At 72.8% G+C, this 14,057-nt stretch carries 17 protein-coding genes and 1 pseudogene; 12 read left to right on the forward strand and 6 right to left on the reverse strand.

Annotated elements, in window-relative coordinates; translation table 11 throughout:
• Positions 1-15 precede the first annotated feature (15 nt).
• Together TR50_RS08205 and TR50_RS08210 are read right to left on the reverse strand one after the other, a co-directional pair.
• Entirely contained in the window at positions 16-462 is a 447-nt protein-coding gene (locus TR50_RS08205) for an SRPBCC family protein (protein WP_042416772.1), read from the reverse strand.
• A gap of 163 nt (positions 463-625) precedes the next feature.
• Positions 626-1,570 carry a MerR family transcriptional regulator gene (locus TR50_RS08210; RefSeq protein ID WP_236654329.1) on the reverse strand — a complete coding sequence of 315 codons (945 nt, stop codon included), beginning with the start codon at positions 1,568-1,570 and terminating at the stop codon, positions 626-628.
• 163 nt (positions 1,571-1,733) lie between these two features.
• Between TR50_RS08210 and TR50_RS08215 the strand changes: the two genes are divergently transcribed.
• From TR50_RS08215 to TR50_RS48540, 12 genes and pseudogenes are all read left to right on the forward strand, one after another.
• Positions 1,734-1,985: a hypothetical protein gene (locus tag TR50_RS08215; RefSeq protein WP_042416775.1), complete on the forward strand. Its 252-nt coding sequence runs from the start codon at positions 1,734-1,736 to the stop codon at positions 1,983-1,985.
• Between the two features lie 151 nt (positions 1,986-2,136).
• Complete coding sequence (locus TR50_RS08220; RefSeq protein WP_042416777.1) at positions 2,137-2,367, forward strand: hypothetical protein; 231 nt, start codon at positions 2,137-2,139, stop codon at positions 2,365-2,367.
• Positions 2,368-2,600: 233 nt separating this feature from the next.
• Complete coding sequence (locus TR50_RS50060; RefSeq protein ID WP_369405705.1) at positions 2,601-2,810, forward strand: hypothetical protein; 210 nt, start codon at positions 2,601-2,603, stop codon at positions 2,808-2,810.
• Positions 2,811-2,812: 2 nt separating this feature from the next.
• Positions 2,813-3,331, forward strand: coding sequence for a DUF6879 family protein (locus tag TR50_RS08230; protein ID WP_042416780.1), 519 nt, complete (start codon positions 2,813-2,815; stop codon positions 3,329-3,331).
• A complete protein-coding gene (locus TR50_RS08235) occupies positions 3,328-4,170 on the forward strand; it encodes a helix-turn-helix domain-containing protein (RefSeq protein ID WP_042416783.1) in 843 nt (280 codons plus the stop codon). Before TR50_RS08230 ends, TR50_RS08235 begins: the two co-directional genes overlap by 4 nt.
• A gap of 302 nt (positions 4,171-4,472) precedes the next feature.
• Positions 4,473-4,649, forward strand: a complete 177-nt coding sequence (locus TR50_RS46600; RefSeq protein WP_160311093.1) for a hypothetical protein — start codon at positions 4,473-4,475, stop codon at positions 4,647-4,649.
• Between the two features lie 2 nt (positions 4,650-4,651).
• Positions 4,652-4,846, forward strand: coding sequence for a hypothetical protein (locus TR50_RS08245; RefSeq protein WP_042416788.1), 195 nt, complete (start codon positions 4,652-4,654; stop codon positions 4,844-4,846).
• 65 nt (positions 4,847-4,911) lie between these two features.
• On the forward strand, positions 4,912-6,468 hold the full coding sequence (locus TR50_RS08250) for an alpha/beta hydrolase (protein WP_042416791.1): 1,557 nt from the start codon (positions 4,912-4,914) through the stop codon (positions 6,466-6,468).
• Positions 6,469-6,575: 107 nt separating this feature from the next.
• Positions 6,576-6,956 (forward strand): SHOCT domain-containing protein, encoded by a 381-nt coding sequence (locus TR50_RS08255; RefSeq protein ID WP_052440844.1) that lies wholly within the window; start codon positions 6,576-6,578, stop codon positions 6,954-6,956.
• Between the two features lie 136 nt (positions 6,957-7,092).
• The gene (locus TR50_RS08260) at positions 7,093-8,025 is read left to right on the forward strand and encodes a YhjD/YihY/BrkB family envelope integrity protein (protein WP_236654330.1); all 933 of its coding nucleotides are present in this window, start codon (positions 7,093-7,095) and stop codon (positions 8,023-8,025) included.
• A gap of 71 nt (positions 8,026-8,096) precedes the next feature.
• Positions 8,097-8,519 carry an SHOCT domain-containing protein gene (locus tag TR50_RS08265; protein ID WP_042416794.1) on the forward strand — a complete coding sequence of 141 codons (423 nt, stop codon included), beginning with the start codon at positions 8,097-8,099 and terminating at the stop codon, positions 8,517-8,519.
• Positions 8,520-8,555: 36 nt separating this feature from the next.
• Positions 8,556-8,762, forward strand: a pseudogene (locus TR50_RS48540) (cation efflux transmembrane domain-containing protein); the annotation flags it as partial.
• Between the two features lie 218 nt (positions 8,763-8,980).
• On the opposite strand, the gene TR50_RS08275 reads toward TR50_RS48540, so the two are convergent.
• The 4 genes from TR50_RS08275 to TR50_RS08290 form a co-directional block, all read right to left on the reverse strand.
• The gene (locus tag TR50_RS08275; RefSeq protein ID WP_236654331.1) at positions 8,981-9,547 is read right to left on the reverse strand and encodes a phosphatase PAP2 family protein; all 567 of its coding nucleotides are present in this window, start codon (positions 9,545-9,547) and stop codon (positions 8,981-8,983) included.
• On the reverse strand, positions 9,544-10,875 hold the full coding sequence (locus TR50_RS08280; protein WP_042416799.1) for a diacylglycerol/lipid kinase family protein: 1,332 nt from the start codon (positions 10,873-10,875) through the stop codon (positions 9,544-9,546). Before TR50_RS08280 ends, TR50_RS08275 begins: the two co-directional genes overlap by 4 nt.
• 179 nt (positions 10,876-11,054) lie before the next feature.
• A complete protein-coding gene (locus TR50_RS08285) occupies positions 11,055-12,485 on the reverse strand; it encodes a DUF2252 domain-containing protein (RefSeq protein WP_084699922.1) in 1,431 nt (476 codons plus the stop codon).
• Positions 12,485-13,960 carry a hypothetical protein gene (locus TR50_RS08290; RefSeq protein ID WP_236654332.1) on the reverse strand — a complete coding sequence of 492 codons (1,476 nt, stop codon included), beginning with the start codon at positions 13,958-13,960 and terminating at the stop codon, positions 12,485-12,487. Before TR50_RS08290 ends, TR50_RS08285 begins: the two co-directional genes overlap by 1 nt.
• Between the last annotated feature and the right edge of the window lie 97 nt (positions 13,961-14,057).

The raw sequence follows: 14,057 nt of genomic DNA on the forward strand, positions 1-14,057 counted from the left end.
GCTCGGTCGCTCGGTTCAGCCCTGCCCGCCCGCCTCGAGCAACCGCTTGAGGCGGGCCAGGTCCTTGGTGTTGGCGCGCCGCATCGCGGCGGCCATCATCGGGGCCGCCACCTTCGCGATCCCGGACGGCTCGCCGCGGTTGCGCAGGGTCATCCGCGTGTGCGTCGCGTCGACGGCGTCCCAGGTGTAGGTGGTCTCCATCGGGAACGGGCCCTGCTCGGTGCGCATGACCATGCGCCCGGGACCGTACTCGACCACCGCGTAGGTGTAACTGAGGGTCCGTCCCATGAAGTTCGCGACGAAGTCGAGCTTCGAGCCGAGCCCGAGTGGCGGCTCGGTCCGCCACCGCACGGATGTGATGTTCTCGTACCACTCGGGCGCGTTGTCGGGGTCGGCCGCGTAGGCGGCCACCTCGTCGCGCGGGCGGGCGATCACGGTCTCGGTCAGCACGTCGACGGGCACGGTGTACTCCTGCGCTCGGTCCCTACGGCCCTACGGGCCATGCTGCCGGATCGCACGCCGCCACCGTGGCGACGACGCGCCGTGGGGCCGCAGGGCGCATGACCGCAGGGCCGCGGTGGCAGCGGTTGGTCGCGGCGGCGGACCGTTCGCGGCGGTCGGCCCGTCACGCCTCCGCGAGCTGCGCGACGAGCGCGGAGCTGAGCCAGACGTCGACGGCCCCGAGGGTCGGCACCGGGGTCAGCTCGGCCACCAGCCCCCAGTAGCGACGCATCGCGGGGTGCTCGCCGGCCGACAGGTCGCGCCCGAGCTCGCGGCGGTAGCCGGGAGAGTCGCGGCGGCCGTGCGCGCGGGCGTGCGCGCCGACGAAGCAGTCCAGCGCCTCACCCGCGGCCGGGCCGCGCCCGTCGGCCAGGGCGGGCGCAGCCAGGTCGTATGCCTCGCGCAGGCCGTCGTAGAGCAGCTCCGGCTCGGGTGGTGCCGGCCGGTGCGCGGCCAGGCAGCCCTCGTCCGCGGCGCCGGTCAGCTCGTGCAGCCGCGCGAACGCCAGCACCTGCGCCGGCGAGGGCCGCTCGGGCAGCGGCGGCACGGCGGCGTCGATGATCGCGTCCGTCAACCGGGCCGGGAGCCGCAGCGGCAGCAGCCTGCGCCAGTACCGCACCAATGTGTCCGTCACCGGAGGCGTCCCCAACGCACCGACCAGTCGCAGCAGTTCCGCACGCTCGCCGGGCACGGCCTCGTGCAGCAGCCGCAACGCCGCCTCCCTCCACCGCAACGCGGCCATCTCGGCCCCGATCGCGTCCAACCGCCGCGCCACGACACCCTCGAGCGTTCGCCCTGCGGCTTCCCCGGCCCCGCAGCCGCCCCCGTCCGCCTCCTCCGCGACCACCCGGGCGACCTCAGGCAGCGGCACGTCCAACGCCCGCAGCGACCGGATCAGCCGCAGCCTCGCCAACGCCTCCGGCGCGTAACGCCGATGGCCCCCGCCACTGCGGTCCGTCTCCGGCAGCAACCCCTGGTCGGAGTAGAACCGCACCGCCTTCACACTCACCCCGGCCCGCTCGGCGAGCTCCCCGATACTCAGCAGGTCGTCCGGCAGCAAGTCGTCCACCCCCCACACCCACACACCAGGCTTCTTCGCCCTCCGAGCCTAGCCTGAGCCTGCGCCGGTCAGCCGTCCCGTGTGAAGCCCGCGGAGCCGGGCAGCAGCAGGGGAGGCCGCGGCCTCTCGTCGCTCCGGTCGCGGCCGCCCTGCGCCCCGGGAGGAGGTCACCGTGGTCGGATACGAACTGCGCGAGCAGCACGTGGAGTTGCGGGACTGCGACCCGCCCGGGCTCTGGCACATCGTCGAGGCCGGACGCCTGCGCGCGCTCTGCGGGCACACCGTCGACACGGCGGCCGCGGCCCGGCCGGTCGCGGAGCTCGGCGGCATCGACTCCGAGTGCTGCTGCGACCCGTGCGAGCAGATCCACCGCGGCGCGGCCGGCAGGCCGCTGAACGGGAACTGGCACGACACGCGCCCATGACCGCGCCGACGAGTTTGGAGGCGCGGTCACCGGTCAGAAGCCCGGGGACCGCCGCTCCCTCCCACGAACCGCGACGCGGCGGCAGGCGCCCCGGACGCCCGAACCCTCCGGGGCGTCCCGCGTTCCTTCCCCGGGCACCAGGGAGGCCGTCATGGCACACTACCTGCTCCGCGCCGAGGCCCTGCGCCGGCAGCACGCGCGGGGGCGACAGCGGCATCGCTGGCACGTGGCCCGGGCCGGCGCGCTGTTCGCCGTCTGCACGCACCGCCTGGGGCCGGCCACGAGCGTGCGTCCCATCGAGGACGCGGAAGGCATCCCCGAGGACCACCGCTGCCCGGAATGCTGGGACCGCGCGCTCGCAGAGCTGATGCTGCCCGCCTGAGCCCATGCCGGAGCGTCCGCCGCGCCGAGGTGCCAGTTGGATGCATACCGTTCGTCCTGGACACCCAACGCCGAGAGCCTCGACGCCTATGAGCACTGCGCTCGGCAGGATGTGCCCCAGTCCCGACGGGTCGCTGCGGGTCGCTGCGGGTCGCTGCGGGTCGCCTGGTGCGATTCTCGGTATCCGTCCTACCGTTGGCGGCCAGTGATCCGCCGGTTACAACGGGAGGCACCGTGAAGATCGAGAAGCTCACGTTCCTCGGCAGCACGTCCGAGGACGGCGACTGCCCGACGCTCTACGAGACGGAGACGGGCGATCTCGTGATCCAGGGGGACCTGGTCACTGATCCCGACGTGACGGGCCAGGCGCGGCATGTGAAGCCGCACGAGGGCTTCGTGGTCGTGCCTCGTGAGCTGCTGGTCCGCTTCGCCCCGAGGTCGTGACGATGCTTCCGTTCAGCGAGATCAGCCGCTTCTTCGAGGACTTCGAGCACACCGCTTGGAGGTTGGAAAGCAGGCGGCAGTACGCCACCGACCTGGAGTCTCCTCGGTTCGCCGTCTTTCGGGCGACGGGCCGGTTGCCGGACCGGCCAGGTCACCCTTGGGTGGAGAACGTGATCCGCCAACTCGACCAGGGCAAGACGTTCGGCCGGGTGCGCATCGTGGACGAGCCGCTGACGGAGAACCAGGCGTTCCTCCTGGCCAGCTCCCTGGAGAGCCCGGAGGACATCCGGGTCCTGCGGAGGTCCAAGGCCAGGGAGCTGGACCTGCCCGACGAGGACGTCTGGATCTTCGACTCGAAGACCATCGCCCGCCTGGTCTTCGATGAACAGGACCGCACGCTCGGCGTGGAGGTCTCCGCGGATCCCGCCGCGGTGCTCCGGCTCTGCCAGATCCGGGACGCTGCCCGGCACTTCGCCGTGCCTGCGCAGGACTTCGCGGCGGCGCTAACGTCGGAGGCGTGACCACCGACTTCCAGCGCGCTCGGACCGCCCTCGGAGCCAGGCTCCTGGAGCTGAGGAACGAGGGCGGTCTCACGGGCAGGCAGCTTGCCGCCCGACTTGGGTGGACGCAGTCCAAGGTGTCCAAGTTGGAGACCGGGAAGCAGACGGCCACGCCGGAGGATCTGGTGGCGTGGGCGGAGGGCGTGGGCAAGCCCGGCGCTGCCACGGAGCTGAAGGCGCGGCTGTTGGGCGCGGAGTCCTCGTACCGGTCCTGGCGGCGGCAACTCGCCGCAGGACACCGGCCTCGGCAGGACGAGGGGATCGAGCAGTCCCGCAGGACGTCTCTGACTCGGGCGTTCGAGTCCGCCCGGGTTCCCGGCCTGCTCCAGACACCCGACTACGCGCGAGCGCTGCTCACGATGGCCGCCGACTTCGCCGAGTCCCCCAAGGACACGGAGGATGCCCTACGCGCCCGTATGCGCCGACAGGAGGTCTTGTACGAGCCGGGCCGGACCTTCGAGTTCATCGTCTGGGAGTCGGCCCTCCATGCCCGCGTGGCGGCTCCGGCCGTGATGGCCGCCCAGCTCGACCGGCTGACAGGACTGGTGGGCCTCGACACGATCAAGTTCGGAGTGATCCCGCTGTCCGCACCGCTGCGGCGGACACCCGCTCACGCGTTCTGGATCTACGACCGGGACAGGGTCATCGTCGAGATGATCAACGCGGAGATGTGGCTCGACGATCAGGCTGACGTCGCCCGCTACGAGAGGGCGTTCGCTTGGCTGGGCGAGACGGCCGTCTACGGTCAGCAGGCTCAACGGGTCATCGCCACTGTCCGCGCTTCCCTCGGCCGTACTTGAGCATCACCAGGGATCTGCGCACCGCTCCGGGGAATCACGGAGAATCGCCGCCCCGACGGCGAATCAGGACTCCTTACGGTCAGTCACATGGCCGTTACCGAATCCTCCGCCGCCACGCACCGTGCGCACACCGCCCGCGCCACGTGCGACCCCCTCCCCCGTGGCTCCGAGACGCCCGAATGCCGCACGGGCGCGGACCGCTGGCCGGACCTGCACGAGCTGTGCCATGCCCCTGGCCACCAGGACCGCATGCTGGGCTGGGTGAGGGTCCCGTGCGCCTGCGAGCGTCATCAGGAGGCGCCATGACCACCGCTCAGGAACAGTCCGCGCGGCACGCCGCAGGGCCGGATCCCGTCGTGGATCGGGCAATCTGGGAGCGGCTCCGCCGTGCTGCCTACCTTGGCCTGCTGCTGCCTGAAGGGTTGACGCTCCTCGACCAGCTCCACGACCTGTACCCCGACTGGCGGGAGGAATGGTGACCATGGCCGGCGACGAGCCGCAGGTGCCGGGCCACTGCATCGGCTGCGGGGTCGGCGGCAGGCTCGGCCGACTGATCAACGAGGTCGATACCAACTCCGGCGCGGGCTGGACCAACGTGCAGTGCGCGGAGTGCGAGGAGCAAGGCCGGGGCCTGCCGCCGGTCGGGCCGTGGACACCGCGTCGACACCAGCTCTGAGCCACTGGAGTCAGTTCCGCTCCGGGACTTGAATCTCCCCCAACGGGAGTTCCTAGCGTGGCCGCATGCGAAACGATCACGACATCACGACCGCGTTCGTCCTGGCCTCCGGCCCCTTCACGGGCGGACTGCTGTGGGAGCGGGTGGGCGAGCGCCTGCGCGAGGCGGGTGCGGAGGTGCACACCGCGCAGTTGACCGGGGCGGGTGGCGATGCGCCGGCCTCGGGAGATCACCCGGAGGAGGACGAGGCCGAGGCCGACCTCGAGACCCACATCGCAGATGTGGTCCGGCTGATCGACGACGTCGCCGCGCCGCAGGTGGTGCTCGTCGGGCACGGGTACGCCATCCTTCCCGTGCTCGGCGCGGCGCAGCAGCGTGTGGACCGCGCGGCGCGGATCGTGTACCTCGACTCCGGACTGCCGCAGGACGGCGACGCGGGGATCACCCTGGTGCCCGACGCCGGCCTGCGGGAGCTGCTGCGGGAGTCGCCGGAGGCGACGGTGCCCGCGCCCGCGCCCGACGAGTGGGAGCGGTGGGGGAACACCACCGGATTGACCGCCGCGGATCTGGACCGGCTCTCCGCGCTGGCCGCGCCGCAGCCCGGCCGCACGCTCACGCAGCCGCTGCGGCTGACCGGCGCGCTGGCGGCGGTGCCGACCAGCGGGATCCTGTGCACGGCGGGCGGGGTGACCATCGCCGCCGTGCAGAGCCTGGTGTCGTCCGGGATGCCGCAGTTCCAGGCCCTGGCCGATCCGCGGGTCGGGTTCTTCGAGCTGGAGACCGGCCACTGGCCGATGCTCTCCTGCCCGGACGAGCTCGCCGCGACGCTGCTGCGCGCCGCCGCCGGCGACGGGCACCGGCTCGTTCCGGCCGCCGCGAGCAGGCCGTTCCAGGCGCGTCCGTTCCTGCTGGACGTCCCCGACGCGGCCCGGGTCCGCAGCGGCCGCGTCGACCTGCACCTGCCGCCGCGGGTGGCCCCGCAGCCGGACGCCGGGTATCCCGTTCCCGCCGTGCTCTTCGTGCACGGCGGCCCGCTGCCGCGGGACATGGTCCCCGCGCCGCGCGACTGGCCGCTATACACCGGCTACGCCCGACTCGCGGCGAGCGAGGGCCTCGTCGGAGCGGTCGTGTCGCACCGCCTCCACACGCCGTCCGACTACCCGACCGCCGCCGCGGACGTCGCCGAGGCCCTGGAGGTGCTGCGCGCCGATCCGCGCGTCGACGCGGAGCGGATCGCGGTCTGGTGCTTCTCCGGCGCGGGCCTGCTGCTGGCGGACCACCTCGCCGCTCCCCCGCCGTGGCTGCGTTGCGTCGCCGCGACCTATCCGGTGCTGGCCCCGCTGCCGGGGTGGACCGGTGTCGACCCGCGCTTCGCCCCCGCCGCGGTGCTGCCGAAGTCCGGCGGCCTGCCGGTCGTGCTGACCCGCGTCGGCCTGGAGTCGCCGGAGATCGCCGAGACCGTGGCCTCGTTCCTTGCGGCCGCAGGCGAGTGCGGCGCGACGGTGGAGCTCGTCGACGTGCCGAACGGCCGCCACGGCTTCGACGTGGAGGAGCCGACACAGGAGTCCAGCGAGGCCGTCCGGCGCGCGATGCGCGCGGTGTGCGCGCGTCTGCGCGGTTGAGTTGAGCCGGATTCTCATCGCGTCTTCATACGGCGGGGCCGGTCGGCGGGTATCAGCCGGGTGTCCGAGCATTTCGCAGGTCAGGCAGGACAGGGCAGGCGAGGACCATGGGACCGTACGGACCTCTTCGCATCCACGGGGCCGGGAACCACGGCTGGTTCTGGGTGTTCTCGGGGATCACGATGGTGCTCTTCTGGGTGCTGTTGGTGCTGGCGATCATCCTGATCGTCCGCGCCCTCACCCACCGCGGCCGGTGGTCCGGCCGCAACGGCGCCGCTCACACCGTGCCGGCGCCGCCGCCCGGCTCCGCTTCCGGCTACACGCCGGGCGCGCCCGCAGGCGGCTCGGCGGAGCAGATCCTCGCCGAGCGGCTCGCCCGCGGGGACATCGACGTCGACGACTACCACCGCCGCCTCGCCGCGCTGCACCAGGGCACCGTCCCGCCGCCGCCGACGTCCCCGCCCGCGCCCCCGTCCTCGGAGGCGTAGCGGCGTAGCGGCGAGGCGGCTGCGCGCGACGCGGCGACCGCCGCCCGAACGGAGCAGTAGCGGGTCATCCCCGCGGCCGGCTGCGGACACGATGGCAGGGACCCGTCGTTCCGCAGCAGGCAGCAGGGGAGGGTCCGTGTCCGCTCCCGAGGCGCTGCGCAGGGCACAGGCGCGCCTCAAGGCGACCAGGGCGGCGGCGCTGGGACGGTTCGAGTCGATGCAGGACCGGTGGCCCGTGGTCGGGGCGCTGCTGGTGCGGATTGTGAACGTGGGGCTGATGGACGCGGCGACACGGCTGGCCGCGCAGCTGTTCCTGACGACGATCCCGCTGCTGTTCGCACTCGGCGCGTTCGGCCCCGACAGCTTCCGGAGCCGGATGCTCTCCTCCTTGCGGGCGACGTTCGGACTGACCGGCGACAGTGCCCAGCAGGTGAAGCAGGTGGTGCAGGCGAGCAACGGCTCCGGGAGCCTCCAGCAGACCGTCGGCTGGATCGGCCTGGTGATGGCGCTGCTCTCCGCCACCAGTTGCAGCCGCGTCATCGCGCGGGTGTGCGCGGACGCCTGGGCGATGCCGAAGGCGCGGAGCCGTCCGGCGGCGTGGCGGTGGCTGGTCTGGATCATCTGCCTGGTCGGCTTCGTGCTGGTGCAGGGGCTGCTGCGCGACGGGTTCGGCGCCGGTCTGTGGCTGGGCATCCCGCTGACGTTCCTCGCGAGCGTGGTGCTGTGGTGGTGGACGCAGCACCTGCTGCTGGTGCGCCGGGTCGCTTGGCTGCCGCTGCTGCCGGGCGCGGTGCTCTGCGCGACCGCGACGACCGCGCTGTCCCTGACCGCACGCCTGTACATGCCGAACGCGCTCAACCGCACGCTCCAGGACTACGGGTCGCTGGGTCTGGTGCTGACCCTCCTCTCCTGGCTGATCGTGCTCTCCGCCGCGATCGTCTTCGGCATCACGCTCGGCGCGGTGCTCGCCCAGCACCCGCCGCTGCAGCCGCTGCTGCACGCACCGGTGACCAGGAGTCCCGGGGAGGCCGGGGCGCCGGGGCGCCCGCCGGTTGAGCCGGGCGGGTGAACGCGTCGCCGCGCGGGCCGCCATATGTCCTGATATGTCTTTTCTCCAGCAACCGCCCCGGAGGAGGGACCATGTCCAACTACCCGCTGCTCGACATCTTCTGGACGATGCTGGAGTTCTTCCTCTGGATCCTCTGGTTCTTCCTGCTCTTCAAGGTCCTCACCGACATCTTCCGCAGCCACGACATGGGCGGCGGAGTGAAGGCGCTCTGGATCGTCTTCGTGATCCTGGTGCCCTTCCTGGGCGTCCTCGTCTACGTCATCGCCCGTGGCCGGGGTATGACCCAGCGGGACATCGACCAGGCGCAGCAGGCCGACGCCGCGTTCAAGCAGTACGTCCGCGACGCCGCCGCAGCCCCCGACGGCGGTGCGGGCGGTGGCGGTGGTGGCGGCTCGAGCCACGTGGACGAGCTTGCCAAGCTCGCCGAGCTGCGGCGCAGCGGCGCGCTGACGGACGAGGAGTACCAGAAGGCGAAGGACAAGCTGCTCGCCTGATCCGCAGGACCGCACCCGAGGCAGGAGGGGAACCGGGTGGCCAACAAGGAGAGCGTCGGCACCGTGGTGGTCGCGGGCGCCGCCAATCTCGGCGTCGCCGTCGCCAAGGTGATCGCCGGGACGATCAGCGGCTCCAGCGCGATGCTCTCCGAGGCCGCACAGTCCTTCGCCGACACCGTCACCGAGGGGCTCCTGTTCACCGCCCTGCGGCACGGCGACCAGCCGCCCGACGCGCGACACCCCTCGGCCACCGCCGCGCAGATCGAGGCCCGGTGCGAGCAGGCGGAGCGTCGGCTGAGGACCCGCTACCCGCAGATCGCCCGCGTCTACCTCGACCCGACCCCCGGCGGCCCCGCCTCGGGCTGAGCCCGGTCACCGAACGGTTCCCCGACCCGGCGGGGCCGGGGACGAGACCCGAGGGACGCGAGGGACGCGAGAGACGCCGGGCAGGCCCGCACGGGCTACCCGGAGCGGCCCTGACGGGCCGCGAGTCTCCGGGTCACGGCCAGGACCGCCGACGCGCAGGTCGTTCCCAGCACCGCTCCCGCCACCACGTCGCCCGGGTAGTGCACGCCCGTATGGACCCTGGAGTACCCGACCGCGCAGGCCAGCAGCCCCAGCGGGGCCGCGGTGACCGGCAGGACCGTGCCCACCGTCGTCGCCAGCGCGAACGCCGACGCCGTGTGCCCGGAGGGGAACGACGCCGAACTGGGCATCGGCACGTGACGGTCGACGCGGACCTGTGCCGCCTCGCGGTCCGGACGGGGGCGGCGGACCAGGCTCTTGCCGAGCAGGTTGGCGCTGAAGGAGGCCAGACCGACCGCCGCCGCCCCCGCCAGGCCCGCCGTCCGGCAGCGCCCCGGGAGGAGGGTGAGGGCCGCCGCGATCGAGAGGTTGATCTTCGAGTTGTTCGCGGCGTGCGAGAGCCTGCGCAGCCCGACGTCCAGCGCGGGCGTGTCCGTGGCCGCCACGGCGGCGTACAGCGCGCCGTCGAGGGTGGCGAGGTCGTGCAGGACGGCGTCTTTCACGGGCGGTTCTCCATCGGACGGAGGAAGGCGAGACGGGCGACGTCGCGCCAGTCGAGACGGCGGGCGTGGACCTGCTGGTTCGGATCCGCGCCGGGACGGTCGCGCGGCACGCGCACCCGCAGGGCGCGGGCGGCCAGGGAGCAGACGACGGGCGTCGGCAGGAACAGCGCCTCGCCGTCCACGGCGACCGCGATCTCGACCGCGTCCGCGTCGACGGTGACCTGACGCGCCGACAGCACCGTCAGACCGGCCGCGCGGTCGCCGCGCAGCGCCAGGTCCGCCGCCTGGGCGGCGCCGTCGACGCGGATGCCGAGGACGCCCAGCACGCCGCGGTCCAGACGCGGACGGCGGCCCAGGCTGATCGGGTCGGGCGCGGCGTAGGGGTTGTTGCTGATCAGCAGCGCCTGCGGCGCGTCGAGGCGATGGTCGCCCGCGAGCGCGGTCAGGTGCGGGCCTCCCGTGCCGAGCAGCAGCTCGGGCAGCGCGTCCAGGGCGGTGGCGGTCTTGGCGTCGCGGTACTGCGGGCTCTGCACGATCTGCGCGTAGGCGCCGAAGGAGACCGTGTTGACGAAGGTCCGGCCTCCCACCCGGCCGAGGTCGACGCGGAGTTCGACGCCGTCGCGCAGCGCGTCGAGGCAGGTCGCGGGATCGGTCCGGTCGAGGCCGAGGTCCATGGCGAAGTGGTTGCGGGTGCCGGCGGAGATGACCAGGAACGGCAGGCCGTGCTCGGCCGCGACCGCGGCGACCAGGGCCTGGGTGCCGTCGCCTCCGGCGACGCCGAGCAGGTCGGCGCCCTCGGCGACGGCCTGGCGGGCGATCCCGGCGACGTCCTGCTGCACGGAGGTGTCCAGCAGCACCACGCGCGCGCCCAGCTCCTCGGCCCGCCGGACCAGCCCGAACTGCTCGACCTTGCCGCCGCCCGACTTCGGGTTCATGATCAGCACGGGCCGTCGCGGCGGCGGGGTCTCCACCGCCGGCATCGGCTTGGGCGGCCGGGCCGCCCGCAGCGCGGACCGCGCGAAGAGGAGCGCGACACCCCAGAGGACGAGCGCGAGCAGGACGACGAGCGCCTCCCGCGAGCTGACGGCCAGCACGAACACCCCGATCGGCGCGGCGACGGCCACGACGGCCCCGATCACGCGCGGCAGGCCGTGGTGGGCGAGCGTCCACCACGCGCCGACAGCGGTGACCGCCAGCGCGATCAAGGCGCAGAACAGCACAAGCAGCCCGTGCAGACCGGTGAACGCCACGGCGGCGACCGCCCCCGCCGCGCAGAGCAGCGCGGCCTGCGCCAGCAGCTGCGGCCGACGAGCCGGCCTGTCCGTCATCGGCACCCTTTCGTCCGCACGCGTGTCGGTGCCGACACGCTATCCGCGACAGCCCTGCTCGGCGCGCCGGACTCCGCCCCGAGCGTTCAGCGCGCGCGGCGCTCACCCGTTCAGCAGCAACGCGGGCGCTCCCGCGCCCATGCCGACCTGGCCCGCCCCCGTACTCCCACCGCCCGGCGTCAGACGTCGCTGACGGCCTTGACCCGGCCCTGGGCGATCGCGGCCAGCAGGGCCGCGTGGTCGAGGTGGGTCTGCTCCGCGTAGCCCGCGGCCCAGGAGGCCACCGCGCGGTCGAAGACGTCGCTGCGGCCGAGGTACTCGGCGATCTCCGCACGCATGCCGGAGCGGGCGTGGGCGCGGGCCAGGGTGCGGCCGCAGACCTGGGCGTAGCGCAGCAGCATCCGCGCGTCGAGGCGCTCGATCTCCAGCGAGCCCTTCATGTCGCGCAGCTGACGCCAGTAGAAGAAGCGTCCGGCGGGACCGGTGGCCCAGCCGAGGAAGATGTCGCTGGCCGCCTGGAGCAGCCGCTGCCCGACGACCACGCGCTGGCCCTGGTGCCGGTGCTTGCTCGGAGCCAGGTGTGCCGCCAGCACGGACTGCTCCGCCTCCTTGATCTGGAGCATCAGCGGGTCGCCGACCGTCGTCCCGGCCAGCAGGGCGACGAAGCAGCGGGTGCCGACGCTGCCCACGCCGACCACCTTGAGCGCCGCGTCGACGACCTTGAACCGCTCCAGCAGCACCCGGAGATCCTCCTGCATGCTGTGCAGGAAGTCCTCGAAGGTCTCCTGGACGATGCCGAGGTCGCGCATCCCGATCGACTGGATCAGCGGAGGGTCGTGCTTGATCCGCGGCTCGCCGTCCGGACCGGGTTCGGTCAGCTTCTCCAGCGCCTGGAGGCTGGTGCGGCGCCGGGCCTTGGTCAGCATCTGCTCCGCTTCGGCGCGGTTGCGCTTGCGCACCTCGGTGAGCAGGTCCTGGGTGTCCACCCGCTCGTACCAGACGTCCAGCTCGGTCCAGGTGGCCAGCTCGCGCATGTGCTCGCGGTAGGCGCGGGCGGCAGCCTGGGCGGCCGCGGTCGCGTCGTTCTCGGACTGGCCGTTCTGGCGCGAGGCCACGGCCACGGACGCGGCCAGCCGCTTGACGTCCCACTCGAACGGGCCCGGCAGGGTCTCGTCGAAATCGTTCAGGTCGAAGAGCAGGGCACGCTCGGGCGAGGCGTAGAAGCCGAAGTTCGACAGGTGCGCGTCCCCGCACAGCTGCACGGTCAGCCCGGTGTTCGGCGACGAGGCGAGATCCGCCGCCATGATCGCGGGGCCGCCGCGCAGGAAGGCGAACTCGGTGGCGGCCATCCTGCCGTAGCGGATCGGCACGAGCTCCGGCACACGGGTGGCGGCCTGCGCCTCCAGGATGGAGATCGGATCGGTGCGGTCCTTCGGCGGCGTCCACGGGCCCTGCGAGGAGCGGGGCACCGTCTTGCGCACGTCGCGCCCGCGCGATTCCTCCTCGCCCAGCCGCGCGACCTGCGGCACCGACTTAGGCCCGGTCTCCTTCTTCGCCGTGTCCGACGACTTCTCCGACTTCTCCGCCTTCTCCGGCTTCTCCGCAACCATCACGAACCCTCCAGACCCTCGGGCGTCGCCGAAGCGGCCGGCCGCTCCTCGTCGAGGAAGCGGACCACCAGCAGCACGACCGCCACGATGACCACGATCCAGAAAACCACCCATCCGGTGGGGTAGGACCACAGCGCCAGCGTCAGCGCGCCGGCCGCCAGCACGATCCACATGATCCACTTGTAGTAGCGGTGGACGAACGGTCCGACCGGCCCGAGCTTCATGCCCGCCGCCCGCTCCAGCGAGCCGCGGGTAGCGTCGAGGCTGCCGGTGATCGCACCGCGGACGCGTGCGGCCCTGCGACCGTGGCCGGTGTACCAGAAGCCGAGGCCGACGGCGACGCCGAGCACCACGACCGAGCGGACGGCCGTCCGCAGGAACAGCACCAACTGATCGTAGATCGCCTTGGCCGCGCCCTGGTTGACATCGGCGGGAAGTTTGTCCAGATAGATCGCCCGGAAGACGGTCAACCCGATGCCGAGCACCAGCGCGCCGAAGGCGATCCCGAACGACGCCGCGACCGCGGCCCGTCGCCAGCGTCTGGCCAGCCAGACGCCGACGACGGCCAGCACCACGCCGATGACGGGCAGCCAGTTGCCGACGATCTGGAGCAGCCGGAACCCGGTCTTGGCCTTCCCGATGTTCTTGTCGTCGACGACGGTGAAGTCCGTGTGGATCTCCGGGATCTTCGCGGCGATCGTCATGCCGTTGCTGACCAGCCGCTGCTTGACCTGGTCGATCACCGGGGCGAGGTCGATCACGACCGAGTTCTGCGTCAGCTGCACCGCGCCGCCGCCCTGGCCGGTCAGGGCCTTCACCATGGTCTGGTGGATGCGACGGTTGGCGTCCTCCCAGAAGCCCTGGAACCAGGAACTGGCGACGACGTTCTGTGTCTGCTTCTGGACGAAGCTCGTGATCGCGTTGTCGATCGGCCCGCTGAGCTTGCCGAGGGCCGCGTCCAGCTTCGGCCGGTCCGTGGGCGCGACCTGTTCCAGCAGGGTGTTCACGTCGATGTGCTGGGAGACCGCCTGCGCGGTCCGGTTCGCGATCGCCGCCTGGACGTCGGGGTTCGCGGGCAGCGGCGCGACCATGGCGACGTAGCGGTTGGTGTCGCCGATGATGCTGGACGCCCAGGACGCGACGATCGACAGCGGCGCGAGGATGCACGCCACGGTGATCAGCACGGCGGAGAGGGCGGACTTCCAGCGCTGCCTTGGCGCCTGAAGCTCGGCCACCTGCGCCCGGAGCCGCCGCAGCTCCGCGTCGTCCGGTTTGCCCGAGCCGCCGGGCGCGGGCGTCCCGCCCGGGGTGCCGCTGTCGCCCGGCGGGCGCGTCACGTCGGGGGTGCCGCTGTCGTCCGGCGTGGGCGTCCCGCCAGGAGTACTGCCGTCGCCCGGCGGGCGCGTGCCGCCTGGTGTGCCGCTGTCGTCCGGCGTGGACGGCCTCTCGTCCGGCGTGGGCGTCTCGTCCGACATGCCTGCCCCTTCCGACCGAACGGCGTCCGGCTGAGTACAGGCCGGTTCGACCAGTGAACGGCAGCCGGACAGCACCCGCGATCCGGAACCCGCCGTT

It is taken from the genome of Streptacidiphilus anmyonensis (genome assembly GCF_000787855.1).
Lineage (GTDB): Bacteria > Actinomycetota > Actinomycetes > Streptomycetales > Streptomycetaceae > Streptacidiphilus > Streptacidiphilus anmyonensis.

Bases quoted from the DNA above. Each gene is read 5' to 3' on its own strand.
- TR50_RS08250 (WP_042416791.1), top strand. From the start codon at position 4,912: ATGCGAAACGATCACGACATCACGACCGCGTTCGTCCTGGCCTCCGGC.
- TR50_RS08280 (WP_042416799.1), bottom strand. From the start codon at position 10,875: ATGACGGACAGGCCGGCTCGTCGGCCGCAGCTGCTGGCGCAGGCCGCG.
- TR50_RS08255 (WP_052440844.1), top strand. From the start codon at position 6,576: ATGGGACCGTACGGACCTCTTCGCATCCACGGGGCCGGGAACCACGGC.
- TR50_RS46600 (WP_160311093.1), top strand. From the start codon at position 4,473: ATGACCACCGCTCAGGAACAGTCCGCGCGGCACGCCGCAGGGCCGGAT.
- TR50_RS08220 (WP_042416777.1), top strand. From the start codon at position 2,137: ATGGCACACTACCTGCTCCGCGCCGAGGCCCTGCGCCGGCAGCACGCG.
- TR50_RS08245 (WP_042416788.1), top strand. From the start codon at position 4,652: ATGGCCGGCGACGAGCCGCAGGTGCCGGGCCACTGCATCGGCTGCGGG.
- TR50_RS08285 (WP_084699922.1), bottom strand. From the start codon at position 12,485: ATGGTTGCGGAGAAGCCGGAGAAGGCGGAGAAGTCGGAGAAGTCGTCG.
- TR50_RS08265 (WP_042416794.1), top strand. From the start codon at position 8,097: ATGTCCAACTACCCGCTGCTCGACATCTTCTGGACGATGCTGGAGTTC.
- TR50_RS08290 (WP_236654332.1), bottom strand. From the start codon at position 13,960: ATGTCGGACGAGACGCCCACGCCGGACGAGAGGCCGTCCACGCCGGAC.
- TR50_RS08230 (WP_042416780.1), top strand. From the start codon at position 2,813: ATGCTTCCGTTCAGCGAGATCAGCCGCTTCTTCGAGGACTTCGAGCAC.